Genomic DNA, 26,271 nt, shown 5'->3' with positions numbered 1-26,271 from the left:
GGAAGACTCCGGAGCGCCGGTGCACCGAGCGTTCCTTCTTTTCGATTGCCCATACCAACGATGAAAAAGACCAAGTTGTTCTGCGGCGCGTTGACGCTCCTGTCGGCCGCCGCCCACGCGCAAAGCAGTGTCACGCTGTACGGCAGCCTCGACGAAGGCGTGACCTACACGAGCAATATCAAGGGGCATGGCACGGCGTCGGTCGGCCCGGTGGCCGTGCCCGACTTCTTCGGCCTGCGCGGGACCGAAGACCTGGGCGGCAACTGGAAGGCGATCTTCGCGCTGCAGAACGGTTTTCTCTCCAGCACCGGCGCCACGACGATTGCGGGCGAGGCGTTCAGTCACTTTGCCTGGGTGGGACTGGCCAGCCCCTACGGCGCGCTGACGCTCGGCCGCCAGCTCGATCTCACGACCGAAACCCTGCGCCTCAGCTCCGACGGCGCGCTGCAATACACGTTCTATCTGTTCCACCCGGCGAATCTCGACAACATCGGCATTCGCGGCGATTCGATCAACAATTCGATCAAGTACGCGACGCCGGATTTCCGGGGTCTGAAGGGCGCGGTGCTGTACGGTCTCGACGACACGACGACACAGCCGGGCCACGTGGTGTCCGCGAACGTGACGTATATGCACGGTCCGCTGCGGGCGTCTGCGGTGTACAGCAGCTGGCGCAACCACGCGATCGATATCGGCTCGCAACTCGGCTATGGCAGCTTCCTCGGCACGTCGCTCACGGGCGGGGCGGTCTTCAACGCGAAGACCCAGAAGATCGCGGGCTTGTCGGCGTCGTACGCAATCGACCGGCATCTCGACGTGCACGCCGTACTGACCCAGGTGAATCTCAGTTCCGTGACGCAGGCAGGACGCATGCGCAATGTGGAAGGCGGCGCGGATATCCACTTCACGCCGGCCAATACCGTGACGCTGGGCGGTTACGCATCGTGGCTCACGGGCACGCGCTACGCAGCGTTCGGCGTGGGTGACATCTACGCGCTGTCGCCGCGCACCATCGTCTATGCCCAGGCCGTCTATCAGCATGCGGACGGCAACGGTCATGCGGCGCTGGCGCTGCTGGCGCCATCGGACAGCCAGAACCAGACAGCCCTGCGCATCGGCGTGCATCACTTCTTCTGATCTTCCCATTTCAACACCGGGGCGACGACGCTCGCCTCCACACCACGCAAGGAACTGACATGACGCTTCGACTTGGCGACACCGCGCCGGATTTCGAACAGGATTCAAGCATTGGCCGCATCCGCTTCCATGAGTGGCTCGGCGACAAATGGGGTGTGCTGTTCTCGCATCCGGCCGACTTCACGCCGGTCTGCACGACCGAACTCGGCCTCACGGCGAAGCTCGCGGGCGAGTTCGAGAAGCGCCAGGTGAAGACCATCGCGCTGTCGGTCGACGACGCGGAGTCGCACAAGGCCTGGATCGAGGACATCAACGATACGCAGGCCGCCAGCGTCGGTTTCCCGATTCTCGCGGATGGCGATCGCAAGGTGGCGACGCTCTACGACATGATCCATCCGAACGCGAACGAGACCTTGACCGTGCGCTCGCTCTTCATCATCGATCCGAAGAGGAAAGTGCGCCTCATCATCACGTATCCGGCGAGCACGGGCCGCAACTTCGACGAAGTGCTGCGCGTGATCGACTCGCTGCAACTCACCGATCACCACTCGGTGGCGACGCCGGGCAACTGGAAGCAGGGTGACGATGTGGTGATCGTGCCGTCGCTGCAGGACGAAGCCGTCATCAAGCAGAAATTCCCTAAGGGTTACAAGGCGGTGCGGCCGTATCTGCGCATCACGCCGCAGCCGAACAAATAATACGTGGCTCTGCGCCGCCGCGAGCGGCGCAGTGTGCTTTCGATCCATCGTCGCGCTCTGCATGGCTCGCAACGCGTGCCAGCCTGCCGGGACCTGAGGCCCGCCCCACCATCATGAAACTTCCTGGCTTTTCACTGCCCGCCCTACCGGCGCTCGTGTTCGCGCTCGGCGTATCGTGCGCGCATGCCGCGCCGGCGCCATACCGGATCGGCTATCTCGTCGATGCTTCGGGATCGGAGCAGCAGACCATCAAGCCTTCGCTCGACGGCCTGAATCTCTACATCGCTCAGCTGAACCGTGCAGGCGGCGTAAATGGCCGGCCCGTCGAGATCGTCGTGCGCGACACGCGCAGCGATCTGCAGCAGTCTCTCGATGCCGTCGTCAGTCTTGCGCATGACGGCGTGTCGGGAATTGCAGGCATGGGCATGTCGAGCACGCATGGTCCGGTTTACGCGGCTGCCCAGCGGGCCGGGCTGCCGGTGATCGCCGCGTTCCCCGCGACCACGCCCGTGGTGCTGCCGCCCGCGAAGCCCAACGCATATGGCGTCGGACTCGCGTTCAATGTCACGGCGGTAGTGGCCGGTCATCTCGCGCGCAAGGTGAGTCCCACGGGAAAGCGGCTCGTGTGCGTCGGCTTCGAATCGGCGGGCTCGATGCTCGCCTGCTCGACACTCGGCAAGGTCGCGCGCGCTGAAGGGTTCACCGACGTCGAGACCCTGACGGTACCGGTCGGACATCACGACTTTCGCGCGATCGTCGAGCGCATCAGGGCGTCGTCCCCGGACGTCGTGACCGACTGCCTCGGGCGTGCGCAAGTGGCCGCGCTGCTGCCCGCGCTGACGCATTCGGATTACCACGGCATCTTCCTCTCGATGGATTCGGCCATCGGCGACGACGTGCTGCGCGACGCCACGCCGGCCGGATCGGGCACGACCGTGTACAGCTACAGCCGCTACGTGAGCGGCGGCGACGGCAGCGGTCCGCAGGTCGATGCATACCGCCGCGCCGTCGCGGCCGCGAATTTTCCGCAGCCGACCTCCAGCCTCGCTGCTGGCTGGGTGATGGGCATGGTGCTGGGCGACGCGCTCCGGCGCTGCCCGGGCGACTGCACGCGCCAGCAATTCAACGCGGCGCTCGACTCAGTCGATGTAGACACGGGTGGCCTGACCGCCGAACGGGTGCGCTTCACTCCGACGGATCACTACGGGCCGAGCGCCTATCGTCTGTATCGCTACGACGCCGTGGCGCGGAGGTTTTCGAGCGTCGGCGACTGGACTCGCATCGGCAGCGACGGCCGTCTCGCGCAGTGACGCCCTGAGTGCCCTGAAGCGCGCAAACATGTCTGCGCTTCAGGGCGTCAGCGGGCGTCGGCGAGGATGAGGTCCGCGCCTTTCTCGGCGATCATCAGCGTGGCCGGATTGGTGTTGGCCGAAACGATGCGCGGCATCACCGACGCATCGGCGATACGCAGTCCGGGCACGCCTCGGACGCGCAGCGCAGGATCGACCACGGAGCGCGCATCGCCGCCCATCCGGCACGAGCCGACCGGATGATGCACTGAGTCACCCTTGCGTTTGCAGAAGGCGAGGACGGCATCGTCGTCGCGCAGGTCCGGACCGGGCGCGAGTTCGCTGAGCCCGTAGGACGCGAGCGCCGGCGAGGCGAAGATGCGCCGCAGGCGAGCAATGCCCGCCAGCAGCGTGCGCCGGTCGTCCTCGTGCGTCAGATAATTGCCGACGATCTCCGGCGCGTCCTGCAAGCCCAGGCCGCCCGCGTGAATGCTGCCGAGCGATTGCGGCTGCACCGGATACACGATCGCCGTCACCCCCGGTTCGCGCGTGAAGCGGCGTGGATGCGTGGCGGGGTCGAGCGCACCCGGTGCGAACAGGATCTGCAGATCAGGACGCGCGAGCGACGGTGACGAGCGCACAAAGCCGCCTGCCTGCATCGCATTGAATGACAGCAGCCCGTCACGCAGCAGCGCATAGCGCAGGATCTGCAGCGGCAGACGCCAGCCGCGACCCAGGGGGTTCAGGGTATTGCCGTGCCGCACGCGCATGACGACCGGCGACTGGTAGTGATCCTGCACGTTTTCGCCGACATCCGGCGCGTCGACGCGGGCGGAGATTCCCAGACGCGCGAGCCGCTTCGCATCGCCGATGCCACTGCGTTCCAGCACCAGCACGTTGCCCACCGTACCGGCGCACAACACCACTTCGCGCCGTGCTCGCACGGTCCGCACGCCCGCGTCGCGTGTGGCCGTCACGATGCCGTCCACGCGGGTCCCGTCGAAACTCAGTTGCCGCACGGTCGTCGCCGTCGTCACATGCAGATTGCCGCGCGACCGGGCGCGCCGCAGATAGGCGGTCGCCGCGCTCTGACGTCTGCCGCGATGGACCGCCTGGAAGTAGTAGCCGGCGCCTTCCTGCGCGCCGGCGTCGAAGTCGTCGATCAGCGGGCTACCGGTTTCGGCCATCGCGCGCAGGAACGCATCTGACGCCGCATGCCGCTGCGCGCGCGATAGCCGCAGCGGACCCGCGTCGCCGCGCCAGGCGCTGCCGCCGTCGGGATGTGTTTCACTGCGGCGAAAGTAGGGCAGCACGTCGTTCCAGCCCCAGCCCGCGCAGCCAGACGCCTCCCAGCCGTCGTAGTCGTCGCGATGGCCGCGCACATGCACCATCGCGTTGACGCTGCTCGAACCGCCCAGCACGCGGCCGCGCACGTAGTCGATCACGCGGCCGTCGAGGCCAGGTTCAGGCAAGGTCTTGTAGTCATGGATCACGCGCGGATCGAACGCCACCGAATTGAAGCCGGCCGGCACGTGCAGCAGCGGCAGGGAATCGCGGGGTCCGTCTTCGACGAGCAGCACGTCGTGGCGGCCGTCGGCGCTCAGGCGGTCGGCCAGCACGCAGCCCGCCGTGCCTGCGCCGACGATGATGTAGTCGTAGTGGTCTTGCAAGATGAAACGGTTCCTGTCGATGGGCGGGAAGGGGATGGCCGGCGTTCCGCGTTCAGCCGAGCGTGAATGGGTCGCGGGCTTGCCCCTCGAGTTCGGTCCAGATGGTCTTGACTTCCTGGAACTCGGCCAGTCCCGCGAGCCCGTTTTCGCGTCCGATACCGCTGTGCCCGAAGCCGCCGAACGGCGCGAACGGCCCGACGGTCCGGTACGCATTGATCCACACGCTGCCGGCCCGCACCTTGAGCGCGACGCGGTTCGCGCGGCGCACGTCGTCGGTCCAGATGCCCGCGGCCAGGCCATAACGCGTGTCGTTGGCGAGCGCGATGGCTTCTTTCTCATCGTCGAACGGGATCACGCTGAGCACGGGCCCGAACACTTCCTCCTGCGCGATCCGCATGCGGTTGTCCACACCGGTCAGCACAGTCGGCTCGACGAACAGGCCGCCCAGCGCGGCGGGCTTGCCGCCATGGGCAATGCGCGCGCCCTGTGCGGTCGCGTCGGCGACCAGCGACAGAATCTTGTCGTACTGCGGACGCGTGGCCACCGGGCCCATCTGCGTGTCCGGGTCGGTCGGGTCGCCCAGGCGGATGCCGCGCGCCCGCTCGACGATCGCATCGACCAGGGTGTCTGCGATCTCGCGCTGCACCAGCAGGCGCGAACCGGCCATGCAGGTCTGGCCGGTGGCGGCGAAGATGCCGGAGATCACGCCATTCGCGGCGAGTCCGATGTCGGCGTCGGCGAAGACGATCTGCGGCGACTTGCCGCCGAGCTCCAGCGAAACGCGCGTGAAGTGCTGAGCGGCGCTCTGCGCGATCGCGCGCCCCACGCCGTCCGAGCCGGTGAAGGCGATCTTGTCGATATCCGGATGGCCGGCCAGCCGTTCGCCGACCCGCCTGCCGCCCGTGACGACATTGAAGACGCCCGGCGGCAGGCCGGCCTCGTGCACGAGTTCGGCGAAGGCGGCCGTCGAGACGGGCGTGTGTTCCGAGGGCTTCACGACGAACGTGCAGCCCGCGGCGAGCGCGGGTGCGAGCTTCCACAGCATCAGCAGGCCCGGCGAGTTCCACGGCGTGATGGCCGCGACGACGCCGATCGGCTCGCGCCGGGTTACTGCGGTGAAATTGGGTTTGTCGCTCGGCAGCACCGCGCCGATGTCGCTCACCGCGAGGCCTGCGTAGTAGTAAAGCCATTCGGGCAGATAGCGCCACTGCCCGAGCATCTCGCGATACAGCTTGCCGTTGTCGGTGCTTTCGAGGCGCGCGAATTTCTCCGCATCGCGCTCGATCAGCGCGGCAAGACGGCGCAGCACGGCCGCGCGCTTCTGCGGCGTGGTGCGCGACCACGGGCCGCTCTCGAAAGCGCGTCGGGCCGCGGACACGGCGGCGTCGACGTCGGCATCGGTGGCGTCGGGCACGCTGGCCCACGGCACGCCGCGATAGGGATTCAGGCTCGTCAGGCGTTCGGTGCCGGATCCGTCGGTGAACTGGCCGTCGATGTAGAGACGAAAGCGCTGCAAGGTATCGGACATGGTGATGGGCGGGAGTTGAAGAAACGAGATCGAAAGGTCAGCCGGCAGGTGCGCGTCGCAGCGTGGCGAGCCGTGCGTAAAACGCCGTCGACGCCTCCGGATTGCGGCACATCGACGGTGGATCGCCGGCGATGAGCCGCAGCACGTTGTCAAGCGCGACCGGCAGAAAAGAAGCGAACATCTCTTCCGTGTGGCCGACGAGATGCGGCGTGAGCCAGACGTTGTCGAGTTGGCGTAACGGGCTGTCGGCGGGAAGCGGTTCGACGGCGAAGGTATCGAGCGCGGCGGCGCCCAGCGGCCCGTCCAGCAGTGCGCGATGCAGCGCTTTCTCGTCGATCAGGCTGCCTCGCGCGGTGTTGATCATGATGGCGCCCGGTTTCAGGCGCGCGAGCGCGGCGGCATCGATGAGCGGCGGCTCGCCCGCGCGCGCGTCCGCATGCAGGCTTACGACATCGCTGCGTTCGAGCAGGACGTCGAGGGGCACGAACTCCACGCAGGGCGCGTAGGGCGCGTAGGGCGCGTCGGGTGCATCGGGCGCGTGCGACCGGCGCGCGGCCAGGATCGTTGCGCCGAACGGTTGCAGCCGCGCGGCGACGGCGCGGCCGATGCGTCCGAAGCCGACCAGACCGACAGTGCGCCCGGCGAGCGTGCGCGCCCAGCGCGGGCGCGTCTTGCCATCAGGCCGTTGCCGTTCGCCGCGTAGCACCTGCTGCGTGTGGTCGGGCCGATACAGCATCGAGAGCATCAGCATGACGGTGGCCTCGGCCATCGACACGACGTTTTCCTGCGTCGCGCCATGTCCGACGAGCACGCCGCGCGCGCTTGCGGCGGCGACATCGATGGTCTCGGTGCCGACAGTGGGCGCAACGATGCCGCGCAGACGCGGCGCGGCATCGATCAGCGCGCGCGGGCAGCGCGAGCGCGAGGAGAACACGGCGACGTCCACATCGGCGAAGATCGTCCGCAAGGTGCAAGCGTCGGCCAGTTGCGCCGTGTCCAGCGTGTCGCGCCGGACCTCGACGCCGTGGGTGCGCAACCCATGTTCGAGCGCGTCGAAGAGCGCGGTCAGCACGGGATCGTCGTGCATGAAGACGACGGCGCGCGTCATAGGCTCGCCGCGCGAACCACGTCCGCTTCGATCAGGTTCCACAGCCGGTCGACGAACGCGAGAAAGGGCGCGCTGCGCTTGACGGTCAGCGCGCGGGGGCGCGGAAAGTCGACCCGCAGGTCCGCCACCACGCCGCGGCCGTTCGCCCCGAGCACGATGATGCGATCGGCGAGATACAGCGCCTCGTCGATCTGATGCGTGATGAACAGCACGGTCTGACGTCGCAGCGCCCAGATCGCGAGCAGTTCGCGCTGCATGATTTCGCGTGTCTGCGCGTCGAGTGCGGAGAAGGGTTCGTCCATCAGCAGCACGGCCGGATCGACGGCGAGCGCTCGCGCGAGGTTCACGCGCTGGCGCATGCCGCCCGACAGCGTCGCCGGATAATGCCGCGCGACGCGTGTGAGGCCCACCCGCGCGAGCAGGGCCGTGCCGCGCGCGTCGCGTGCTTCGCGCCCGGCGCCCTGCATCTCGAGCCCGAACACGACGTTCTCGTGAACCGTGCGCCACGGCAGCAGCGCATCCTGCTGGAAGACGAAGCCGCACGCGCCGTGGTCACCGGCGTGCGCAATGTGGATCGCGCCGTCGTCGAGTGGATCCAGACCGGCGATGGCGCGCAGCAAGGTGGTCTTGCCGCTGCCGCTCGCTCCGAGCAGGCAGACAAATTCGCCTTCGGCGATATCCAGCGACAGTCCGTCGAACACGACGTGCCGTGAGCCATCCGGGCCCGGATGGCGCCGATGCAGATTGCGGATGCGCACCGCCTGGCGCGGCGTCGCGGGCGGCTTGCCGTGCGTGGCGTCAGTCATCTGATTCCTCCGCGTGCGTTGCGGTCGACGTGGGTGCGGATGCGGCCGAGCAGCGAGATCAGCACGATACCGATCAGCGAGAACAGCGCGACGCCGAGCAGGAGCGTGGGCGTATCGAAGCTTTGGCCCGCTGTCGTGATGAGATAGCCGAGGCCGCCCTGCGCCGCGAAGAGTTCGCCGACCGCGACGCCGGTCAGTCCGCGTCCGATGCCGAGCCGCAGTCCCACGACGATCGAGGGCAGGGCGGCCGGCAGCAGGATGCGTGTCAGCACCTGAGCTCGCGAGCAGTGGTAGACGCGCGCGACGTCGAGCCAGGCAGGGTCCGCGCCGCGCACGCCGCTCAATGTGTTGTAGAGAATCGGGATGATCGCCACGGTCGTGACAATGGCGATCTTGGAGGCCATCCCGATGCCGAAAACAAGGATGAAGAACGGCATGAGCGCGACGAGCGGACTCGAATACAGGATGTCGATCCACGGCTCGGCGAAGGTCCGCCAGCGGCTCGATAGCGCGAGCCCGACACCGGCCGCAATCCCGCACACGGCCGCAAGCGCGAAGCCTGCCGCGAACTCGCCAAGACTGATGGCGATGTCGCGCGCCAGCCGTCCATTCTGAAGCAGCGGCCAGGCGGCCATCGCGACGCGCGAAGGCGGCGCGAACAGGATCGGATTGGTGACCACCCAGCGCCCGACGATCTCCCAGACCAGCAGCCCGAGCACGACTGACGCGGCGCGACCGGCAAGCGGACCGCGCGCGCCCGGCCATGAACGCCTCCGATGGAGCGTCTGCGCGCCGCCGCGGACCTTGCCGCGCAGCGCATCGTGCGAGACGCCAGGCAGGCTCATGGCGCGCCTCCCGACGCCTTGAGCGCCTGCTGCAAATAGCTGCGCTCCACATAGTGCGCGGGGGCGTCCCGGCTGCCGCGCAGCGTCAGATAGCGTTGCACGTCGGCATCCGGCAAGGTGCCGTCCCTGGCCATCACCGCCGTAGGGCCGAAGTACAGATCGTACGTGCGCGCTGCATCTGCTTCGTCGATGCCGATCGCATCGCGCAGTATCGCGATCGCCTGCGCGCGGTGCGCCTGATCGCGCAGCCAGCGTCCGGCGCGCACCGTCGCACGCAGGAATGCGGTCACGTCGGTGCGATGCTCCTGTGCCCAGTGCGCGCGTGTCGCGAACACGATGTAGACCCCGTCGAAAGCTTCGAAGGTGTAGCCGAGATGGGTCAATCCCTCTTTCACCGCACGGAAGTCCTGCGGCTGGCTCAGTGCGGTCGCCGCGATCGCGCCGCGGCTCAGCGCGGCATAGCGCGTCGGACCGCCGCCCAGGGCGAGCAGCTGATAATCGCCGCGCTTCAGGCCGTGCTGTTCCAGCAGCAGGGCAACCATGGTCGACACCGCTTCGTTGATCTGCGTGACGCCGATGGTCTTGCCGCGCAGATCCTCGATGCGCGTGATCTCCGGCCGGGCGATCAGCGCGAACGAGGCACGCGCGGTTTCGGCGCCGATCATCGTGACATCGGCGCCCTTTTCGCGCGCGGCAATCGCCAGCTCGGCGGGCGTCGACAGGACATCCACCGCGCCGGCCAGCAGCGTCTGCACCGACTGGCTTGCACTGTCGATCCGCATGGGCCGGATGTCGATGCCTTCCTGTGCGTCGTAACTGAGCGCCTTGGCCGCAAACACGTCCCAGTAATAGGCGACGGGCGCGATATAACCATAGGTCAGGGTGGTTGCCGCCTGCGTGTTGTACGAGGCGAGCGCGGCAAGCGTGGCGCCGACGGCCAGGCAAAGAGCGCGCGAGCGCCTGAACCGGCGAATCATCGCTCGAACGCCGGGTCGAGCGTGCGCGCGAGCGCAAGCAGGGCGCCCCAGTCGCGGCTGTTTTCGGTGATCGTCGTGAGGAACTTCTCGACCTGCGCGGTGGCGTGAGCAACGACGTCGTCGGGCGGCACGATCAGTTGGTCGATGCCGCCTGCAGTGAGGGCCGCCACCTGCGCGCGGCATGCGAATTCGAAGTTGTGATGCTCCACGTAAGCCTCGGGAATCGTGCGCCCGCAAATCAGGGCGCCATGATTCTGCATCACGAGGAAGAGCTTGTCGCCGAGGCTGTCGGCCAGCGCCTTGCGCGCGGAGACATCGAATTCAAAGCCGGCGAAACGATGGTAGCCCGTGCGGCTGTAGACGCGCAGCGCGTGCTGATTCAGCGGCAGCAGGCCGATCTTCTGCATCGACACGGCGAGATTGGCCGTGGTATGCGTGTGGAATACGGCCTGGATGTCGGGGCGCGCTTCGAACACGCCCGCATGAATGACCTGGCCGCCGCGACTCACCGAGTCGGCCGAGTCGCTCAGCTTGTTGCCGTCCAGGTCGTATTTCAGCAGCGACGACGCAGTGACTTGCTGGAACAGTTGACGCTCGCCCTTGACGATATAGCGATCCGGCTCGCCCGGAACGCGCGCCGAGAGATGGTTGTAAGTGAGATCGTCGACGCCGGCCGCAGCCATCAACCGGTAGCTCGCCGCGAGTTGTACGCGCGCATGCCATTCCTCGGGGCTGATATGGGAGGGACGATGCTGTTCTTCGTGCGGGTCGGCGGTGAATGCGGGTGCGAGCGTGTCGGATTGACTCATGGCTTTCGAGTGGCGGCGTGTCTGTGGAAGCGAGTGGATCTGGATAATTGCGATTTATTGCAATTGTTTGGGTATGCGTGCGGTCGCAGTGCGCCACCTTGATGCGCCAGGGCGTCTTGCGGGCATGACACGCGATTATTGGTTGCTGACTATCGAAATACAACAAACGTAAACTGATTTGTTTATTCTCCAGCGGGTATCGACAACGACGGTGCTTGTGCGAAACTGGCCAGCCTTTTCAGCGACTCCCGTTCATGTCTGCTCCGTTCAACATCGATGGTTGGCGTGCGCGTGCGAAACGCCGCTTGCCATCCGTCGTATTCGACTACCTCGAAGGCGGCGCGGAAGATGAAGCGACGCTGCGCGCCAATCGCGAGGCGTTCAGGCGTTACCGTTTCGTGCCCGATCTGTTGCCGGGGTCACCGGTCAGCTCCACCGCTGTCGACTGGTTCGGCGAGCAGCTCGCGGTGCCGTTCGTGGTCGGTCCCACCGGCCTCAACGGCATCTTCTGGCCCGACGCCGACCTCGCGCTGGCGAAGGCCGCGCACGGCGCCGGCGCGGCCTTCGCGTTGTCCTCCGCATCCAACGTATCGATCGAAGCGGCCGCGGCGGCCGCGGCGGCCAGCAACGGGCCACGGTGGTTTCAGCTCTATCCATGGGGAGACCGCGGGCTCTCCGAGCGTCTGATGGAGCGCGCCCGCGCCGCCGGATACACCACCTTGATCGTCACGGTGGACGCACTGCTTTCCGGCAAACGTGAACGCGATCTGCGCAACGGCTTTGCGCACGAACTGCGCACCACGCCGCGCAGCGTCTGGCAGGGCATGACGCGTCCGCGCTGGCTGTTTTCAACCTGGTTGCCCCACGGCATGCCAGGCTTCGAGAATCTCCGCGAGTTCGCGGGCCCGCGAGCCACGCCAGCGCAACTCGCAGCATTCGTGCGCGATCGCAAGAACCCGTCGTTCGCGTGGGACGACGTCGCGTATTTCAGGCAGCGCTGGGACGGGCCACTGGCGGTCAAAGGTGTGCTGTGTGAAGGCGACGCGAAGCGGGCACAGCAGATCGGCGCCGATGCCATCGTGGTCTCGAACCATGGCGGACGTCAGCTCGATGGCGCGATCGATACGCTGCGTGCACTCGAGCGGATCGCCGAATGCAACGAAGGCAGAATGAAGCTGTTGGTTGACGGTGGCTTCCGGCGGGGTACCGATATCGTCAAGGCGCTTGCGCTGGGTGCCGATGCGGTCATGCTGGGACGTGCGCCGCTCTACGGCGTCGCCGCGGACGGCCAGTCCGGCGCGGCGGGCGTGCTCGACATCCTGCGCGACGAAATGCGGCGCACGCTCGGTCTTCTCGGCTGTACCGCGCCGGACCAGCTGATGCGTTCGCACCTCGATGTCGACTCGTGATTGCGTTTGACGCGAGCGGCGATCTGCCGCCGTACTCATGCAACAGGTACCGCCCGCTCATATCGATATGACGCTTGCTTGGTTTCCGTGCGCGCGGCCCTTGCATACCATGCCTGGCCGGGTACGCACGCGTGCACCCGCAACGCGCCAACCTTCAGGAACACCATGAGTGCAGACGAACGACTGAACCGGCTGATCGAACCGGGCCGAACCTCGAACGAACCGAGAGCGAATTATCGCAATGCCACGCGCTGGGGCGACCTGATCTTCGTTTCGGGAAAGTCCGCCAGTGGCGCGGTCGATGACAAGCCGCCCAAAGGCAGGCTCGGCGACACGCTCACGGTGGCGGACGGCGTCGCGTTCGCGCGCGAGGCCGCGATCGAAGTCTTGCTCGTGCTCCGCGATGAACTCGGCTCGCTCGATCGCGTCGGGCAGGTGCTCGAGGTGCAGGGCTTCGTGAATGCGGACGCCGCTTTCGAAGATCATGCCAAGGTGCTCGATGGTGCGTCGGACGTGCTGGTCGAGGTGCTGGGCGAGGCCGGCGTGCATGCGCGCTCGGTGTTCGGCGCGGTATCGCTGCGCGGGGGGCAGCCGGTCATTCTGCGAGCCGTGGTCGGCGTGCGCCCGGTCTGAAACGCCGGAGGACTTCGCGCCCGCCTGCGCGGGCTGCATCCCTTTCGTCCGCACCTCAGTGCGGAAAATAATCCGGCAGGCGGAAGCCGTCATAGGCGCGATTACCCGTGATCGCCTGGCGGAACGCATCCGAACGATACGCCGCGACGATATCCTCGGTTTGTCTCGAATGCTGATTCGCGGCCTTCACCACCACCTGATTGACGTAGGGCGACGTCATCTGTTCGAGCGCGAGCGCGCTCGACAGCGCATGTCCGCTCGACACCGCGAAATTGCCCTGAATCGCCGCGAAATCGACATCTTCCAGCGCGCGCGGCGCCTGCGCGGATTCGAGCAGCACCAGCTTGATGCCGGCAGGGTTGTCGATCACGTCGCGCTCCGTGACATCGACGGGATTCGGGTTGGAGCGAATGCGGATCCAGCCGATGCGCTGAAGAATCTTGAGGGCACGTTCCAGATTGACGGGATCGTTGGGAACAGCGACGGTCGCGCCTTTCTTTACCTCGGACAACGCATGGTGCCGGGTCGAAAACAGTCCCATCGGCGGCGTAGGGACTTGCACGACGCCAACCAGGTCGGTGCCGTTGCGGTCGTTATAGGACTTGAGATAGACGCTGTGCTGCATGACATCCGCCACGATCTCGCCCCGATAGACTGCCTGGTTCGCTTCGAGCCCCGTGCTGAATTCGACATAGCGCACGGTGTAGCCCTTCCTGACGAGTTGCGGTTCGACGCCTTGCCGGAATTCGTCCGCATAGGGGCCGGGAACGAAACCTACGCGGAGTGTGTTGGCCGCATCGGCTGCGCGAGCGGGCGTGGCGGCGAGTGTGCCGAGTGCGAGCGCCAGGACGGCGAAGGTGGCAGGCAATGCGCTTGCCAAGCGGTGAGGACGGGCCATGTGAGCGCTATCGGAATGTGTGACCCGCGATCCTGACAACGCCGGATCATGGCGCGAACCGATTGATCAAGCTAACCAATCGCGGGTTCCTGATAAACAGGGCGCGACCGCCTCCGCGCCAATCCCGGAATGGATAGCTCGATTCGTTGGTTTGGATTCGGGGCGCCGGTTTGTAAGCTTGTGCCGCCTCGCCTGCAACGCACGCTTCGCCTACGCACACCGGTCATCAGGAAACCGGCGCTTGCCTGACGAGCGTCAGGCAGGATTCTCCGGGCCTGCGGACTGACCGGCGCAACGAACCGGCCGCGTCCGCCAGCGACGATCGACACAAGGCAAGTCATGCCCCGACCCCTGCATCTGAATCTTTTCGTTCACGGACGTGGACATCACGAAGCCGGCTGGCGTCATCCCGGCGCGACCCGCCAGGCGCTCACCGATATCGACTATTTTCGCGATCTCGCGGTCAAGGCCGAACAAAGCCTGTTCGACTCCATCTTCTTCGCCGATGCGCTGGCCCTCGGCGACGGCGCGCAATTCGTCGCGTCGGGCGCGCTGGAGCCGCTCACGACGCTGGCGGCCTTGTCGCAGGCGACTTCGCGCATCGGGCTGATCGCGACGGCGTCGACCACGTATTCCGAGCCGTTCAATCTGGCGCGCCAGTTTGCTTCGCTGGATCATATTTCGCGCGGACGCATTGGCTGGAATATCGTGACGTCGTGGGTCGGCGGCGCGGGGCCCAACTTCGGCTATACGCAGCAGATCGAGCACGCCGAACGCTACGCGCGCGCGCACGAATTCCTCGATGTCGTCACGCAGTTGTGGGACAGCTGGGCCGACGACGCCATCATCGACGACCCCGCGGCAGGTCGCTTTCTTGACCCGGCGCGCGTGCGGCGCATCGGCTACGAAGGCCGCTTTCATCGCGTGGCGGGGCCGTTGAATCTGCCTCGCCCGCCACAGGGGCATCCGGTGCTGGTGCAGGCCGGCTCATCGTCGACGGGCAAGGCGTTCGCCGCGCGGCATGCGGAAGCGGTGTTCACCGCTCATCTGACCAAGGAGTCGGCGCTCGACTTCTACGCCGAACTCAAGGCCGGCGCGAAGGGGCGCTGGGCCGCAGGGAAGAGGACATCGTGATCCTGCCGGGCATCAGCGCCGCGATCGGTTCGACCGAAGCCGAAGCCAGCGCGCTGCTCGACGAGCTCGATTCCCTGACGGACGTGAGCGTCGGGCTCGGGCGCCTGTCGAACCGGTTCGGCGGACATGATTTCTCGACGCTGCCGCTCGATCAGCCGCTCTCCGTCGATGACTTTCCCGACCCGTCCACGGTGCAGGCGGCGCAAAGCCGCGCGGCCGTCATCACTCAGCTGGTTGCACGCGAGCGGCCGACCTTGCGCGGACTGTTGCGAAAGCTCGCGGCGGCGCGCGGGCACTTCACCTTGTCCGGCACGCCGGAACATATCGCCGACGTGATCGCCGACTGGGTCGAGAGCCGTGCCGCCGATGGCTTCAACGTCATGCCGGCCGTGCTGCCCGCGCAGTTCGACGTCTTCACCGAGCAGGTCGTGCCGATCCTGCAAAAACGTGGCCTGTTCAGGCGCGAATACGAAGCTTCCACGTTGCGCGGCCACTATGGCCTTGCGCGCCCCGTCAATCCTCACTTCGATTCATGATGGCATTTCGATTCCTGAAGTCCCTGCTCGCTGCGGTGTGTCTTGCTGTTCTGTGCCCCGCACACGCGGACGAGGGTTATCCCGCCCGGATACGCATCGGTATCCAGAAGGGCGACGGCCTGGTGGCGCTGCGCGCGTCGGGCAAACTGGAGCAGGCCTTCGCGGTGCATCACGTGAACGTGACGTGGCACGAATTCGTCTATGGCGCGCCGCTCGTCGAGGCCATCAATGCGGGCGACGTCGACGTCGGCACCGTGGGTTCCACACCGCCGATCATGGCGCAGGCGGGAGCGGCCCCCGCGGTCGTCTATGTGGCCTACGCGCCGAAGCTCGTGAAAAGCTATGCGATCGTCGTGCCCAAGGATTCGCCGGTGCAGAACCTGCATGATCTGAAGGGCAGGAAGATCGCGTTCGCGAAGGGCTCGCAGGGCCACCTGTTCGTGCTGAAGGCGCTGCAGGACGCGCATATGGCGCCGGACTCCGCCCAGTTCGCCTACCTGTCTTACGGCGATGCGCGTTCCGCCTTCGAACGCGGCTTCGTCGACGCGTGGGCCGTGCCCGATCCGCGCTATGCGGATACCGAACTTTCCACGGGCGCGCGTACGATCCTGACCATCGGCGATCTGTCGGTGCCGCAATACGGCTTCTACATTTCCACGCGCGATTTTGCGCAGAAGTATCCGGCCGCGCTGCGCCTGCTGTTCGATGAACTGGGGCGTCAGACCCGCGAAAACCTCGCACATCCGGAGGACACCGCGCGGTTCCTGTCAGGCAACACGGGCGTGCCGCTGCAAGTCTGGGACCGGGCGATTTCGCGCCTGGAGTGGGGCGTCGGTTATCCCATTCCGGACGAGGTGCTGCGCGCGCAGCAGGACTCGGCGAATCTCGCGTTCGACACCAAAGTCATTCCGCGGCGCATCGATGTCCGGCAAGCGGTGCTGCAGATCAAATGAGCGGATGGCGCGGGCAGCGCCTCCGGCAATGACGTGCTGCCACGGTCCGGCGGCGGTATCGGCGGCAACAAGGCTGTGGTGTGCGGCGGAGATCGGGCGAGACATGATCAGACGTTCCTTGAATGATTGAAAGAAGCGGACCTTGCGGGCTCGTTAAAAGAACGCCGCGCGCGGCAGGGCGGTGCCGTTGACCGCATGCTCGCCGATGGCGCGCGCCTTATAGCCGGCCGGATTGTGCGAGGCGATGGTGCGAATGTTGCGCCAGTGACGGTCGAGCCGGGCGCTCTGGCGCGCCGCCGATGCGCCGCCCGCATCGAACAGACGCGTGGCGGCTTTCAGCGCAATGCCATCCACCGCGACTTTCGACTTCGCGGCCTGCAAGGCCGCTTCCACATACAGCGCTTCGTCGGGCTGGCCCGCGCGCGACGACTCGAACGCCGCGCCGAGCGTCGCGCCCGCGCGCAGCACCGCGGACTCGGCGACATACGCCGCGCTGTGCAGCTCACCGATGACTTCCTGCAGCAGCGGATCGTCGGCGGGACGTGCGGCGCTGGCGTGATAGTAGTTGCGCACGCGGCTGTCGAGCAGGTGCGTGGCATCGTCGGCGATGCGCCGCACGATGCCCGCGATGATCGTCGTGAGCCAGAGTTGCGCGAAGGTGGCCTGATGCGGAATCTTTACGTCTTCGTCGAGCGGCAGCACGTCATGCGGCTGCACGGCGACATCGGTGTAGACGGTCGTGCCGCTCGCGGTGAGGCGCTGACCGATGCCGTCCCAGTCGTCGCGCACGTCCACGCCCGGCGCTTGCACGCCCACGCGCGCGGCGACGAAGCGGCCCTCGGGCGTCTTCGCATTGACCATGATGTGATCGAAGTACAGATTGCCGGTGCTGTAATACTTGACGCCGGTGAGACTGAACGCGTCGCCCTTGGGCACGAGCAGCGTGTTGCCGTCGCCGTCGCCCACGTTCTGCGTGCCGATCTCGCTCGCGCCCAGGCCAAACAGTTCACCATTGCGGATACGCTCGAGCCAGCGCGCGTATGGCGGCAGATGCGACGCGCGCAGCGCCTTTTCGACGAACGCAAAGTGATTACGCAGGATATGCGGAATGTTCGAATCGGCGGCAGCGAGATCGAGCACGAGTTCGTAGAGCTGCGGCAGCGTCGCGCCCGCGCCGCCTTGCGACGGCGGCAGACGAAAGAGCCCGAGCCGCGCCGCGCGTATGCGCTCGATGACGTCGCGCGTCTCCGCCTCGCCGCGATCGCGCGCCTCGCTTCCTGCGGCGATTTCGTCGATGAGTGCGCGCAGTTCGGCGCTGCCTGGCGCGGGACAGCGCGGATGGAGCACGGCGGGCGTGTCAGTGACAGTGTTCATGGTGTCGTATCTCTCGAACGTTGTGGAGCCTGCGCTCATGTGTTCTGCACGCTGGCGAGCGACGAATAGGCGCCTACCGGTGTCGGGCTGAAACCTTTGAGGCTTGCGGCGTGGATCGAATACAGATGCAGTTCGAGCAGGTTGATGGACGGCACCTGCTGCTGCGCGATGAGTTGCATCGCGTCGATGAACGGCTTGCGCTTCACCGGGTCCGCCTCGGAGACGAGCCCCTCGATCGCGCGGTCCATCTCGGGTGTCGAGTAGCCGCTCGCATTACTGGACGTGGAGCCGGGCTTGATCTGCTTGCTCCAGTAACGGCGCGTGACGCCCAGTTGCGGATCGGCGAACGCCGAGTACCAGTTGGTGATCGTGTCGAAGTCGTAGTCGGCGTACGCCCGGCGATTGAAGGTGGGTACGTCGGTCGCGATCAGCTGCAATTCCACGCCGATGCGGCGTAACTGCGCCTGGATGAACTGCGCGGTCAGCGTGTACTGGTTCCCGAACGGCAGGGGCAGATTGTTCAGGCGCAGGCGCACGCCATCGCTGCCTCGCTTGAGACCCGCGGCGTCCAGCAGAGCTTCGGCGCGGGCCGGATCGAAGGCGTATTGCGGCAGATCGGACTTGAAGAACGCCTTCTGATAGCTCGGGATCGGCCCTTGTGCCGGCTTCGCGAGTCCATACCAGACGATGCGCGCGAGCGCGTTGCGGTCGATCGCATGGGCGAAGGCCTGTCGCACGCGCAGATCCTGGAACTGCTTGCGGCGCATGTTGAAGTCGAAGAAGCAGATCGGCGCAATGCCATCGAAGGGCCGGCCGGACACGACGAAGCGCGGGTCTTTTTGCAGGCGAACGAGATCGGGCAACGGGACCGCGTCGGTCGGCGCGTAGCGGAGATCGCCCGATTGCAGGGCGGTCAGCCGCGCCCCCGCATCCGGAATGATGCGGAAGATGATGCGTTCGAAATGCGGCTCGTTGGTCTTGTCCCAATAGTCCGGATTGCGTTCGAGCATCACGAAGTTGCCGCGCTGCCATTCGACGAACTTGTAGGGGCCGTTGCCGATGGGTTGCGCATTCAGCGGGTTGGTGAGCGGCGGCGTGCCGTCATAGAGATGCTTGGGCAGGATCTGGGTTTCAAAGCCGCCGAGCGCCGCCCACAATGCAGGGACGGGCGACGAGAAACGGAAGATCGCGGTATGCGCGTCGGGCGTCTCCACGGCCGTGAGGGTGGCGAACGTCGCGCCGCCACGAGGATGAAAGCGCTTGGTCACTTCCATCAGGGAGTACTGCACGTCGGCTGAGGTGAACGGCTTGCCGTCGTGCCATTTCACGTCGTCGCGCAGATGAAAGGTCACGGTCTTCCGGTCAGGCGTCTCTTCCCACGAACGCGCCAGTTGCGGAACGGGCTTGAGTGCGTCGTCGTAGGTGATGAGGCCATCGAAGAGGTTGACCGACACGATCACGGCCGGGTTGGAGATGCTCAGACCCGCGACCCATCCCGATGGCTCCGGCACGACACATGCCTGTAGAACACTGTCGTTGTGCGTGGCGTCCGGGCTCGCCGCGAAACTCAGACCGGGCACGAGAGGCGCGGCGGCTGCGGCGGTGGCCATCTGGAAAAACTGGCGGCGGGTGATCAATTCGGTTACTCCTCGTTCTTGTTGGATGAGATCAGGCGTTGACGATCAAGGGGCTGGCGACGCCGGCAGCCGTCACCGGCGCGCCGTCGCGGTAGAGATGGCAATGAACCGCATGGCCCGTCGACAGCACGGTTTGCACAGGATCGGTCTGCGCGCAGATGGGCATCGCGTGCGGGCAGCGCTGACGGAAACGGCATCCTTGCGGCAGGTCGTAGGGGCTGGGCAATTCGGTCGAGGCTGAGCCATTCGTGCCCGACAGCCGCATGCTCCGCGAAGGGATGGAATCCAGAAGCAGACGGGTGTACGGGTGCGCCGCCTCGCGCCAGAGTTTGTCGCGCGGGACGATTTCGACGATCTGGCCGAGGTACATCACCGCGATACGGTCCGCGAGATGGCCCACCGCCGCCAGATCGTGACTGATGAACAGGTAGGCCATGCCGCGCTGGCGTTGCAGGTCGCCCAGCAGGTTGAGCACTTGTGCCTGCAGGGATACGTCGAGCGCCGACACCGGCTCGTCGCACACGACGATATCCGGATCGATGGACAAGGCCCGCGCGATGTTCGCGCGCTGGCGCTGACCGCCCGAGAGTTCGTGCGGCAGACGGTCGGCCAGATGCGGTGCGAGTCCGACCTGTTCGAGCAATGCGTCGATGCGTTGCCGCCGGTCCGCGCGCGTGCCGATCCCGTGCAGTGCGAGCGGGAGCGACAGGGTCTTGCGGATGGTCTTGCGCGGATCGAGCGCGGACAACGGGTCCTGGAACACCATCTGCATGCGCTTGCGCCACGGCAGCAGGCGGCGCGCGTCGAGCCGCGCGATGTCGACACCCTCGAGCCGCACCGCACCGTCGTCGCTGTCGATGAGGCGCACCAGCGCCCGGCCGAGCGAACTCTTGCCGCAGCCGGATTCGCCGACCAGTCCCACGGTCTCGCCTCGCGCGATGGAGAGCGATACGTCATCCACGGCAGTCAGCGTGCCGCGCCGCGTCCGGTAACGGACGCTCAGGTGTTCTATTTCAAGCAGCATGGATGTGCCTCGCTTCGATCAGGGCGGGATCGGTCGCGCGCACGCAGCGCACGCCGCTGCCCGCGCCTTCGCCGCTCGCCTGCCAGTCGGGTACGGCGGCGCGGCATTGCGTTTGCGCGAACGCGCAGCGCGGCGCGAACGCGCAGCCGCCGGGCGCCAGTCCGGGCGCGGGTACCGCGCCAGGGATCTCGGAGAGCCGCGTGTGCTTGCCATCGGCGCTCCCTGGCGCAGGCCGGGCGCGCAACAGCCGTTGTGTATAGGGGTGCAGCGGCGCATCGAACAGGGCATCGACGTGACGCTCCTCGATCTTGCGTCCCGCGTACATCACCGCGACCCGATGCGCCAGTTGGCCGACAATGCCCAGATCGTGTGTGATCAGCAGCAGCGCCATGCCGGTCTGCCGTTGCAGCGAGGCGAGCAGGGCGAGGATCTGCGCCTGGATGGTGACGTCGAGCGCGGTGGTCGGTTCATCGGCAATCAGCAGGCGTGGCTCGCCCGCCAGCGCCATGGCGATCAGCACGCGCTGGCGCATGCCGCCCGAGAGCCGGTGCGGATAGTCGTCGAAGCGCCTCGCGGGTTCGGGAATGCCGACCAGTCGCAGCAGTTCGAGCGCCTCGGCGCGCGCCGGGCGCCCGCGCAGGCCGCGATGCAGCGTCAGCGCTTCCACGATCTGCCGGCCCACGGTTCGCACCGGATTGAGCGCGGAGAGCGGATCCTGGAAAATCATGCCGATGCCGCCGCCGCGCAAGGCTCGCCAGCCGCGTTCGTCGAGCGTGCCGAGATTCGTGCCGTTGAAATGCATCTGCGTGCTCGTCACGCGTGCCTCGGGCACCGAGAGCAGTCCCATCAGCGCCAGCGCCGTGGTGGACTTGCCGCAGCCGGACTCGCCGACCAGCGCGAGCGTTTCTCCCGGCGCGATGTCGAGCGACAGGCTATCGACCGCCAGCGCGGCGGAGCCGTCGCGCGCCGTGAAGGCCACGCTCAGGTCTTTCACTTCGAGAAGCGGGGAGGTGCTCATGCGCCACCTCGCCGCTTGCCGCGCTGGCGCGGATTGGCCAGATCGTTCAGACCGTTGCCGAGCAGATTGAGGCTCAGTACGGTGACCAGCACTGCGCCGCCGGGAATGGCCGTCATGTACCACGCGGTTTGCAGCGATTCGCGTCCGAGACCGATCATGCTGCCCCAGGTGACCACGTTGGGGTCCCCCAGTCCGAGGAACGACAGCACCGCTTCGGTGAGGATGGCGTTGCCTGCGAGAATCGAGATCATCACGACGGCAGGCGTCATGACGTTCGGCAAGACATGCGTGACGACAATGCGCGGTCGTGTCATGCCGATCACGCGCGCCGCCTGGACGTACTCGGCCCGGCTCACGCGCAGTGCTTCCGCGCGCACCAGCCGGGCCACCTGAGGCCAGCTCGTCAGCGCAACCGACAGCACGATGGTCGCCACGCTCGGCCGCACGACCACCACCATGACGATGGTGAACAGCAACGCGGGCATGGTCTGAAAAAACTCCGTCAGGCGCATCAGCGCTTCGTCGACGAAGCCGCCATAGAAGCCCGCCACCGCGCCCACCAGCATGCCCGCCAGCGCCGCGAGCACACCCGCCGCGATGCCGATCTCGAGCGACACGCGTGCGCCGTAGGCAATGCCGCTCAGCATGTCGCGGCCCATCATGTCGGTGCCGAGCGGAAAGCCTGCGTCCGCGCCCGGCCAGAGGAACGGCATGCCGACCATGTCCATGGGATCGTAGGCCGTGATATGCCGCGCGCAGACCGCGACGATCAGGATGGCGAGCAACAGCAGCGCGCCGGCTACGAGATTGGGCGCTTCCCGCGTGATCCGCAAGAAGGATGTGAGCCAGCCAAAGGGCCGAGCCCGCGCTGGAGAAACGGCGCGATTCATCGTTGCACCTCGATGCGAGGGTCGAACCAGCCATAGGCCAGGTCCGCCAGCAGATTGACCGCCAGCACCAGCAGGGAACTGATGAACAGAATGCCCAGCAGCAAGTTGAGATCGCGCGACGAAACCGCATCGAGTGCGAGTTGTCCGAGGCCGGGCCAGGTGAACACGGTTTCGATCGCGACCGAACCGCTCAGCAGCGTGCCGAACTGCAAGGCGCTCATTGTGACAATGGGCAGCAGCGCGTTCGGCACCACGTGCGACAGTACCGTGCGCATGCGCGATACGCCCTTGGCGCGCGCGGTGCGCACGAAATCGAGGTTGGCGACTTCGAGCACGGACGCGCGCATCAGGCGTGCATAGATCGCGAGATAGTAAGCGGCAAGGCAAAAGACGGGCATGACCATGTGCGCGGCGACATCGCGCACGTAAGCCCAGCCGTGTGCCCTGACGCCCAGCGTGGTCATGCCGCCCGGAGGCAGCCATTGCAGATGCGCCGAGAACAGCACCATCAGCATCAGTCCGAGCCAGAACAGCGGCGTGGCAAATCCGAGGGTCGAGATGATGGAGACCACGACATCGACCGTGCGCCAGCGTGATACCGCGGCAAGCGTGCCGGCCGCGCAGCCCACCACGAGGGCGATCACCAGCGCGCTCACCAGCAGCAATGCCGTGGCAGGCAGACGTTCGAGGATCAGATGCACGACCGACTCGTTGTAGCGGAACGACCAGCCAAGGTCGAAATGCGCGAGACGCTTGAGATAGGCGACGAACTGGATCGCCAAGGGCTGGTCGGTGCCGAACTGGCGGCGCAGTTCGGCCATGTACTCGGGTGTGGCGGCGCCCGCTTCGCCGGCGATCACATCGGCGAGATCGCCCGGTGCAAGGCGCAGCCAGAAGAAGTTCGTCACGGCGATCAAGGCGACCAGCGGCAACGCCTGCAGTGCGCGCCGCAGCGGATAAGGCCACGGGCGACGCAGCCTCAGGCGAGCGCCGGACGGGGCGGAAGGCGTCTTCATGCGCCACCCGCCGCGCTCAGGCTCACGTCGCCGAGCGACGCGTAGACGCCGATCGGCGTCGTGTTGACGTTTTGCAGGCGCCTTGAATAGATGCGGAAGAACTTGAGCTCGCCGAGATTGATCGACGGCACGTCGCGCTGTGCAATCACCTGCAACTGATGGATGGCCTGCGTGCGCTTCTGCGGGTCCTGTTCGTTCTGGATGGTCTCGATCACCTGATCCATTTCCGGCGATGCATAGCCCGAGCCGTTGCTCCACGCCGCGCCTGCGATGATGTTCTTCGACCAGTAGCGGCGCACCACGCCGATCTGCGGGTCGGCGAAGGCCGCGTAGAACGCGTTCATCGTGTCGAAATCGTGCTCGGTGAAGACTTTGCGGAGATAGGTCGGAAGGTCGTAATTGACGAGCGTGACCTCCACGCCGATACGCTTGAGCTGCTGCTGGATGAACATGCCGGCGCGCTGGTAATCCTCGCCATACGTGTGATTCAGATGATTGAAGCGCAACCGCACACCGCTCGCGTCGCGCTTGTAGCCCGCCTCGTCGAGCAGCGCCTCAGCCTTCGCCGGATCGTAGGGATACTGCGGCGTATCGGCGGTATAGAAGCTCTTCTGATAGCTCGGCACCGGCCCGGTCGCCGGCGTGGCGAAGCCGTAGAACACGGCCTGCGCAAGCTGCTTCAGGTTGATGGCATGCGCGATCGCGCGGCGCACGCGCACATCCTGGAACTGCTTGCGACGCAGATTGAAGTCCATGAAGAACATGGGCGCGTTGGCGCGCCAGCCCTTGGATTCGACCGTGAGACGCGGGTCTTTCTCCAGGCGGCGCGCCTCGATCAACGACACCGGCGTGAGCGGCGCATACTGCACCGTGCCGTTCTGCAAGGCGACACTGCGCGCACTCGCATCCGGGATGATGCGGAAGATCAGTTCGTCCACGTGCGGCTTGCCCTTGTCCCAGTAATCCGGGTTCTTCGCGAGCCGGATGTAGTTGCCGCGACTCCATTCCTTGAACACGAATGCGCCAGTGCCTACCGGCTTCGCGTTGTACGGATTGGTCAGAGGGTCCGTGCCCGCATACAGGTGTTTCGGGAAAATGAAGGCAGAGGAGGTATCGAGATAAGCCCAGATGACGGGCGAGGGCTGCGCAAGCCGGAACACGGCGGTGTGCGCATCGGGCGTATCGACCGCCGTGATCTGCGCGAAGGTGGGACGCGCGATCGGATGTACTTTCTTCGAGACTTCCATGATCGAATACTGCACATCGGCCGAGGTAAAGGGCGTGCCGTCGTGCCATTTCACGTCGTCCCGCAGCTTGAACGTGATGGTGCGGCGATCAGCGGATTCGGTCCACGACGTCGCGAGCTGCGGGACCGGCTTGAAGTTCTCGTCGTAGGAGATCAGACCATCGAACAGGTTGCTCGACACCACGTTGGTCGGATTGGCGGGCGTCGAGCCTGCGGCCAGGCCGGCGGGTTCGGGCAGCGTGTTGGCGACCAGCACGGTCGAGCCGGAAGCGGCCGGTGCGCCGAATGCACGGGATGCGAGCGGGCTCAATGAGGTGAGCAGGCCCGCGCCTGCGACGGCGCTGCCCTTGATGAAGAATTCTCTGCGGTTCGGCATGTTTATGTCAGGCAAGAAGAAGAGGAGAGTCGACGTTCGCAACGCGCCGGCGCGTTGCGGCAGCGAAGGTTCAAAGCCGCAAGCCTGCTTCGCGCATGAGCGGCAGGATGTGCGTGCCGAAATGCGCGAGGTCCGGTTCGAAATCGAAGAAAGTCAGCTGTACGCCCGCGCAACCGGCGTCGCGCAACCTCAGCAGGTCATCGACGATGCGCTGCGGGCTGCCCACCAGATGCAGATTGCCGCCCACCGCCCGCTCGCCGGCGCGGCGCTCGTGCGTACTCCATGCGTGCGCGTCGCTGGCGCCGGTCTTGGTGTTGAAGCGGGCATTGAAATTGGCCGCCGCTTCGCGGTCCTCCGAGGCGAGCATGCGTTCGTAGCGCGCCTGGGCGAGTGCGTTGCTGGCGGCGCTGACGATGGTCGGATTGATGATCGGCCTGACCGCGCGGCCGGTCGCATTTGCGGCGGCACGAAGTTGCCCGGTGAACTCCGGCAGCGCGGCCAGCGTCGGTTCGAGCTGGACGCCGACCGGGCTCGGAATGAAGACGAAATCCGAATAACGCGCGCCGAACGCGAAGCCCGCTTTGGAGCCGGTCGCATTGATCAGGATCGGTCTGCCGTGGCGCGGGCGTGGCGAGACATAGGCATCATGCAGGGTCCAGTGCTTGCCTTCGATGTTCACGTTCGCGTCAGTGCACCAGAGCGTGTCGAGAATCTCGACGAACTCGGCTGCGCGCGCATAGCGTGCATCGTGTTCCTCGCGGGTCTGACCGAACATGCGCGCCTCGTCGGCGATGTGGCCGGTCACCAGATTCACGCCCCAGCGTCCGCCGGAAATGTGATCCAGCGTCGCCCCGATCTTGGCGAGATGCAGCGGATGCCACGGTCCGTACAGCACGTGGATCGTGGAGATCAGCAGGACGCGGCGGGTGATGGCCGAGAGCGCCGCAGTCGTGATGAAGCTGTCGAGCGATATCTCGCGGTACCGGGTCTCGCCGCCGTAGCCGCCCTTGGGCATCCATTGCGCCAGTCCGAACACCAGATCGAATCCCAATGCCTCGGCCTGGAGCGTCAGGCGCGCGTTGTAGTCGAAGGACCAGTCGGTCGAGCGCGGCAGCGTCGAGATCGACCAGCCGCCGTTCTGAATCGGCAGAAAGAGACCGAGATTGAACGGCTGGCGGCACACGCGCTCGAGCGGGCTCTCTGCGGATTCATCGGCGGTGGCGGGAAGATAGTCGAAGGTCATGGAGGACAAGGGCGCGG

Annotated in this window: 24 protein-coding genes; 8 read left to right on the top strand and 16 right to left on the bottom strand. The window is 66.2% G+C overall.

The window, feature by feature from the left end; translation table 11 throughout:
- Positions 1-60 precede the first annotated feature (60 nt).
- The 3 genes from QCE83_RS17800 (at position 61) to QCE83_RS17790 (ending at position 3,145) form a co-directional block, all read left to right on the top strand.
- A complete protein-coding gene (locus QCE83_RS17800) occupies positions 61-1,137 on the top strand; it encodes a porin (RefSeq protein WP_309813547.1) in 1,077 nt (358 codons plus the stop codon).
- A gap of 59 nt (positions 1,138-1,196) precedes the next feature.
- The gene (locus QCE83_RS17795) at positions 1,197-1,835 is read left to right on the top strand and encodes a peroxiredoxin (RefSeq protein ID WP_309813543.1); all 639 of its coding nucleotides are present in this window, start codon (positions 1,197-1,199) and stop codon (positions 1,833-1,835) included.
- A 113-nt stretch (positions 1,836-1,948) separates the two neighbouring features.
- A complete protein-coding gene (locus tag QCE83_RS17790) occupies positions 1,949-3,145 on the top strand; it encodes an ABC transporter substrate-binding protein (RefSeq protein WP_309813541.1) in 1,197 nt (398 codons plus the stop codon).
- 47 nt (positions 3,146-3,192) lie between these two features.
- On the opposite strand, the gene QCE83_RS17785 is transcribed toward QCE83_RS17790, so the two are convergent.
- The 7 genes from QCE83_RS17785 to QCE83_RS17755 are packed head-to-tail and all read right to left on the bottom strand — an operon-like array spanning position 3,193 to position 10,867.
- On the bottom strand, positions 3,193-4,794 hold the full coding sequence (locus QCE83_RS17785; RefSeq protein ID WP_309813538.1) for an FAD-dependent oxidoreductase: 1,602 nt from the start codon (positions 4,792-4,794) through the stop codon (positions 3,193-3,195).
- Positions 4,795-4,846: 52 nt separating this feature from the next.
- Complete coding sequence (locus QCE83_RS17780; protein WP_309813536.1) at positions 4,847-6,322, bottom strand: aldehyde dehydrogenase; 1,476 nt, start codon at positions 6,320-6,322, stop codon at positions 4,847-4,849.
- Positions 6,323-6,359: 37 nt separating this feature from the next.
- The gene (locus QCE83_RS17775) at positions 6,360-7,430 is read right to left on the bottom strand and encodes an NAD(P)-dependent oxidoreductase (protein ID WP_309813533.1); all 1,071 of its coding nucleotides are present in this window, start codon (positions 7,428-7,430) and stop codon (positions 6,360-6,362) included.
- Entirely contained in the window at positions 7,427-8,236 is an 810-nt protein-coding gene (locus QCE83_RS17770) for an ABC transporter ATP-binding protein (RefSeq protein WP_309813530.1), read from the bottom strand. Before QCE83_RS17770 ends, QCE83_RS17775 begins: the two co-directional genes overlap by 4 nt.
- Complete coding sequence (locus tag QCE83_RS17765) at positions 8,233-9,081, bottom strand: ABC transporter permease (protein WP_309813527.1); 849 nt, start codon at positions 9,079-9,081, stop codon at positions 8,233-8,235. Before QCE83_RS17765 ends, QCE83_RS17770 begins: the two co-directional genes overlap by 4 nt.
- Positions 9,078-10,058, bottom strand: coding sequence for an ABC transporter substrate-binding protein (locus QCE83_RS17760; RefSeq protein ID WP_309813525.1), 981 nt, complete (start codon positions 10,056-10,058; stop codon positions 9,078-9,080). Before QCE83_RS17760 ends, QCE83_RS17765 begins: the two co-directional genes overlap by 4 nt.
- Positions 10,055-10,867, bottom strand: a complete 813-nt coding sequence (locus QCE83_RS17755) for a class II aldolase/adducin family protein (protein ID WP_309813520.1) — start codon at positions 10,865-10,867, stop codon at positions 10,055-10,057. The genes QCE83_RS17760 and QCE83_RS17755 overlap by 4 nt, the downstream gene beginning before the upstream one ends.
- Before the next feature lie 254 nt (positions 10,868-11,121).
- Here QCE83_RS17755 and QCE83_RS17750 point away from each other — a divergent pair, with 254 nt between their 5' ends.
- Positions 11,122-12,276 (top strand): alpha-hydroxy acid oxidase, encoded by a 1,155-nt coding sequence (locus tag QCE83_RS17750; protein ID WP_309813517.1) that lies wholly within the window; start codon positions 11,122-11,124, stop codon positions 12,274-12,276.
- Between the two features lie 165 nt (positions 12,277-12,441).
- Positions 12,442-12,909 (top strand): RidA family protein, encoded by a 468-nt coding sequence (locus tag QCE83_RS17745; RefSeq protein ID WP_309813514.1) that lies wholly within the window; start codon positions 12,442-12,444, stop codon positions 12,907-12,909.
- Between the two features lie 55 nt (positions 12,910-12,964).
- Here QCE83_RS17745 and QCE83_RS17740 read toward each other — a convergent pair whose 3' ends face one another.
- Entirely contained in the window at positions 12,965-13,807 is an 843-nt protein-coding gene (locus tag QCE83_RS17740) for a MetQ/NlpA family ABC transporter substrate-binding protein (RefSeq protein ID WP_309813511.1), read from the bottom strand.
- Positions 13,808-14,146: 339 nt separating this feature from the next.
- Here QCE83_RS17740 and QCE83_RS17735 point away from each other — a divergent pair, with 339 nt between their 5' ends.
- The 3 genes from QCE83_RS17735 to QCE83_RS17725 are packed head-to-tail and all read left to right on the top strand — an operon-like array spanning position 14,147 to position 16,430.
- On the top strand, positions 14,147-14,941 hold the full coding sequence (locus QCE83_RS17735; protein ID WP_309813508.1) for an NtaA/DmoA family FMN-dependent monooxygenase: 795 nt from the start codon (positions 14,147-14,149) through the stop codon (positions 14,939-14,941).
- Entirely contained in the window at positions 14,938-15,477 is a 540-nt protein-coding gene (locus tag QCE83_RS17730) for a hypothetical protein (protein ID WP_309813506.1), read from the top strand. The genes QCE83_RS17735 and QCE83_RS17730 overlap by 4 nt, the downstream gene beginning before the upstream one ends.
- Entirely contained in the window at positions 15,474-16,430 is a 957-nt protein-coding gene (locus QCE83_RS17725; protein ID WP_309813503.1) for an aliphatic sulfonate ABC transporter substrate-binding protein, read from the top strand. The genes QCE83_RS17730 and QCE83_RS17725 overlap by 4 nt, the downstream gene beginning before the upstream one ends.
- A 153-nt stretch (positions 16,431-16,583) precedes the next feature.
- Here the strand turns inward: QCE83_RS17725 and QCE83_RS17720 are convergent, their stop codons facing one another.
- The 8 genes from QCE83_RS17720 to QCE83_RS17685 all read right to left on the bottom strand — a co-directional run bounded on the left by QCE83_RS17720 (position 16,584) and on the right by QCE83_RS17685 (position 26,254).
- Entirely contained in the window at positions 16,584-17,804 is a 1,221-nt protein-coding gene (locus QCE83_RS17720) for an acyl-CoA dehydrogenase (RefSeq protein ID WP_309813501.1), read from the bottom strand.
- A 35-nt stretch (positions 17,805-17,839) separates the two neighbouring features.
- Positions 17,840-19,441, bottom strand: coding sequence for an ABC transporter substrate-binding protein (locus tag QCE83_RS17715; RefSeq protein ID WP_309813499.1), 1,602 nt, complete (start codon positions 19,439-19,441; stop codon positions 17,840-17,842).
- 31 nt (positions 19,442-19,472) lie between these two features.
- Positions 19,473-20,465 carry an ABC transporter ATP-binding protein gene (locus tag QCE83_RS17710; protein WP_309813498.1) on the bottom strand — a complete coding sequence of 331 codons (993 nt, stop codon included), beginning with the start codon at positions 20,463-20,465 and terminating at the stop codon, positions 19,473-19,475.
- Positions 20,455-21,483, bottom strand: a complete 1,029-nt coding sequence (locus QCE83_RS17705; RefSeq protein ID WP_309813495.1) for an ABC transporter ATP-binding protein — start codon at positions 21,481-21,483, stop codon at positions 20,455-20,457. Before QCE83_RS17705 ends, QCE83_RS17710 begins: the two co-directional genes overlap by 11 nt.
- Positions 21,480-22,316 carry an ABC transporter permease gene (locus QCE83_RS17700; RefSeq protein WP_309813493.1) on the bottom strand — a complete coding sequence of 279 codons (837 nt, stop codon included), beginning with the start codon at positions 22,314-22,316 and terminating at the stop codon, positions 21,480-21,482. Before QCE83_RS17700 ends, QCE83_RS17705 begins: the two co-directional genes overlap by 4 nt.
- A gap of 53 nt (positions 22,317-22,369) precedes the next feature.
- Positions 22,370-23,389, bottom strand: a complete 1,020-nt coding sequence (locus QCE83_RS17695; protein WP_309813491.1) for an ABC transporter permease — start codon at positions 23,387-23,389, stop codon at positions 22,370-22,372.
- Positions 23,386-25,011: an ABC transporter substrate-binding protein gene (locus tag QCE83_RS17690; protein ID WP_309813490.1), complete on the bottom strand. Its 1,626-nt coding sequence runs from the start codon at positions 25,009-25,011 to the stop codon at positions 23,386-23,388. The genes QCE83_RS17695 and QCE83_RS17690 overlap by 4 nt, the downstream gene beginning before the upstream one ends.
- Before the next feature lie 70 nt (positions 25,012-25,081).
- Positions 25,082-26,254 carry an LLM class flavin-dependent oxidoreductase gene (locus QCE83_RS17685; protein WP_309815465.1) on the bottom strand — a complete coding sequence of 391 codons (1,173 nt, stop codon included), beginning with the start codon at positions 26,252-26,254 and terminating at the stop codon, positions 25,082-25,084.
- Positions 26,255-26,271 lie beyond the last annotated feature (17 nt).

It is taken from the genome of Caballeronia sp. LZ034LL, from assembly GCF_031451215.1.
Classification (GTDB): Bacteria; Pseudomonadota; Gammaproteobacteria; order Burkholderiales; family Burkholderiaceae; genus Caballeronia.
This window is presented reverse-complemented; position numbering and strand designations above follow the sequence as displayed.

What these genes read in the sequence shown, in the direction of transcription:
- QCE83_RS17800 (WP_309813547.1), top strand. Translation starts at nt 61, where the DNA reads ATGAAAAAGACCAAGTTGTTCTGCGGCGCGTTGACGCTCCTGTCGGCC.
- QCE83_RS17795 (WP_309813543.1), top strand. Translation starts at nt 1,197, where the DNA reads ATGACGCTTCGACTTGGCGACACCGCGCCGGATTTCGAACAGGATTCA.
- QCE83_RS17790 (WP_309813541.1), top strand. Translation starts at nt 1,949, where the DNA reads ATGAAACTTCCTGGCTTTTCACTGCCCGCCCTACCGGCGCTCGTGTTC.
- QCE83_RS17780 (WP_309813536.1), bottom strand. Translation starts at nt 6,322, where the DNA reads ATGTCCGATACCTTGCAGCGCTTTCGTCTCTACATCGACGGCCAGTTC.
- QCE83_RS17775 (WP_309813533.1), bottom strand. Translation starts at nt 7,430, where the DNA reads ATGACGCGCGCCGTCGTCTTCATGCACGACGATCCCGTGCTGACCGCG.
- QCE83_RS17770 (WP_309813530.1), bottom strand. Translation starts at nt 8,236, where the DNA reads ATGACTGACGCCACGCACGGCAAGCCGCCCGCGACGCCGCGCCAGGCG.
- QCE83_RS17765 (WP_309813527.1), bottom strand. Translation starts at nt 9,081, where the DNA reads ATGAGCCTGCCTGGCGTCTCGCACGATGCGCTGCGCGGCAAGGTCCGC.
- QCE83_RS17760 (WP_309813525.1), bottom strand. Translation starts at nt 10,058, where the DNA reads ATGATTCGCCGGTTCAGGCGCTCGCGCGCTCTTTGCCTGGCCGTCGGC.
- QCE83_RS17755 (WP_309813520.1), bottom strand. Translation starts at nt 10,867, where the DNA reads ATGAGTCAATCCGACACGCTCGCACCCGCATTCACCGCCGACCCGCAC.
- QCE83_RS17750 (WP_309813517.1), top strand. Translation starts at nt 11,122, where the DNA reads ATGTCTGCTCCGTTCAACATCGATGGTTGGCGTGCGCGTGCGAAACGC.
- QCE83_RS17745 (WP_309813514.1), top strand. Translation starts at nt 12,442, where the DNA reads ATGAGTGCAGACGAACGACTGAACCGGCTGATCGAACCGGGCCGAACC.
- QCE83_RS17740 (WP_309813511.1), bottom strand. Translation starts at nt 13,807, where the DNA reads ATGGCCCGTCCTCACCGCTTGGCAAGCGCATTGCCTGCCACCTTCGCC.
- QCE83_RS17735 (WP_309813508.1), top strand. Translation starts at nt 14,147, where the DNA reads ATGCCCCGACCCCTGCATCTGAATCTTTTCGTTCACGGACGTGGACAT.
- QCE83_RS17725 (WP_309813503.1), top strand. Translation starts at nt 15,474, where the DNA reads ATGATGGCATTTCGATTCCTGAAGTCCCTGCTCGCTGCGGTGTGTCTT.
- QCE83_RS17720 (WP_309813501.1), bottom strand. Translation starts at nt 17,804, where the DNA reads ATGAACACTGTCACTGACACGCCCGCCGTGCTCCATCCGCGCTGTCCC.
- QCE83_RS17710 (WP_309813498.1), bottom strand. Translation starts at nt 20,465, where the DNA reads ATGCTGCTTGAAATAGAACACCTGAGCGTCCGTTACCGGACGCGGCGC.
- QCE83_RS17705 (WP_309813495.1), bottom strand. Translation starts at nt 21,483, where the DNA reads ATGAGCACCTCCCCGCTTCTCGAAGTGAAAGACCTGAGCGTGGCCTTC.
- QCE83_RS17695 (WP_309813491.1), bottom strand. Translation starts at nt 23,389, where the DNA reads ATGAAGACGCCTTCCGCCCCGTCCGGCGCTCGCCTGAGGCTGCGTCGC.
- QCE83_RS17690 (WP_309813490.1), bottom strand. Translation starts at nt 25,011, where the DNA reads ATGCCGAACCGCAGAGAATTCTTCATCAAGGGCAGCGCCGTCGCAGGC.
- QCE83_RS17685 (WP_309815465.1), bottom strand. Translation starts at nt 26,254, where the DNA reads ATGACCTTCGACTATCTTCCCGCCACCGCCGATGAATCCGCAGAGAGC.